We start from the raw sequence: 733 nt of genomic DNA on the forward strand, positions 1-733 counted from the left end.
ATACTGTAGCTCGACGCGTAATTTCAGAAGATCCGGATACTTTTAGGCTTACAACCACAGCTGACTGGTTAATCGATCCATTACAAGAGTATACAGATACTATTGCCCTTCAATGGTCTGATAACTTCACAATGGGTGAGGACCTCGGTTATATTGTAAATGAGGATGGTGATCGCGATTATTATGATGCTGTGAGAAATGATGTTGTTCCAGAAAAAGGTGTAGCGTGGGATCTTGATTTAAATCTTAACCAAGATGAAACTGGTGCAGTCTTAGAAGCTATTGTTACAAAACCTGATTCTTCAGGGACTGCAAACGTCGTAGGGGAGTATGGCCATGTCCAAGTAAGACCTTCTGATGTAAGGGTTGGGTTTTCTTCAAGTGGTGTAGACATGACCGTAGGACTTGCGGCAACTGTAAATCAAGCTTCTCCTGATTATGATTACTTTGAGTACTAAATAATATTGTAAAAGAAGTGATTAAATACCATGGCTAACAAAATATTCTTAGGTATCCTAGTGTATATTGCGGGATTTATTATAGTTACTTTTACTGCCAGTATATTTTCAAGTGATCCAGATTCTTCTTTCTCTGTAGGCATTATAGCCGCTATTCTTTATTTAACCTCAGTATTAACCATTTTGCTTAAGGGAAAAGAAGTAACCAAAACGCGAAAATGATGGATTCTACCTAAGATTTTATTTAAGGTTTATGAATAGGGTATGTTTATATT

General features: G+C 37.0%; 1 protein-coding gene. It reads left to right on the forward strand.

Annotated elements, in window-relative coordinates:
• The coding region (locus tag ACGTN6_RS20670) for a hypothetical protein (protein ID WP_394594947.1) at window positions 1-458 on the forward strand (458 nt) is incomplete at its 5' end.
• Window positions 459-733: the final 275 nt, after the last annotated feature.

Source organism: Halomonas sp. B23F22_20 (assembly GCF_043496985.1).
Lineage (GTDB): Bacteria > Pseudomonadota > Gammaproteobacteria > Pseudomonadales > Halomonadaceae > Halomonas.